The sequence below is a fragment of the Neisseria sp. P0021.S006 genome (assembly GCF_051956895.1).
Genome location: NZ_JBQCWZ010001002.1, coordinates 1 through 537, shown reverse-complemented (window position 1 = coordinate 537; position 537 = coordinate 1). Strand labels below are relative to the sequence as shown.

Annotated in this window: 1 protein-coding gene; it reads left to right on the top strand. The window is 51.2% G+C overall.

Annotated elements, in window-relative coordinates; translation table 11 throughout:
- On the top strand, window positions 1–411 hold a 411-nt coding region (gene yjgA / locus ACTHUM_RS18395; RefSeq protein ID WP_440403735.1), incomplete at its 5' end, for a ribosome biogenesis factor YjgA.
- Window positions 412–537 lie beyond the last annotated feature (126 nt).

The window sequence follows — 537 nt, the reverse complement described above, 5'->3', positions numbered from 1 at the left end:
GACGAAGAGCTGTTCGAAGCCATTGCCACCTATAAAAAAATCACGTCCAACAGCGCGCTCAAACGCCAAGCCCAATTTATCGGCCGCCTGATGCGCGATACCGACCCTGCGCCCATCGAAGCTTATTTGGCCAAACTGCGCGGCGACAATACGGCACATAATGCCTTTTTGCAACGTGTCGAGCAGGCGCGTACACGACTGTTGGCAGACGATGGCGCGATTACCCAATTTATGGCCGATTTTCCGCAAGCCGACGCCGGCAAATTGCGTACCTTGATCCGCAACACCAAAAAAGAGCAGGAACAAAACAAACCGCCGAAAAACTTCCGCGCGTTGTTCCAAGAAATTAAAGCAGTGATGGAGGCCGGTCAATCCGACGTTTCAGAAGAAGGGAAGGATTGGGAAGAATAAACCTTAAGGCCGTCTGAAAACGGATTGCGGTTTTCAGACGGCCTGTATCGTAATACCGAAGGAGGATGACCATGAAATTTCGCCACTCTGCAATCGCCTTGCTGGTTGGTGTATTGACCCTCAATG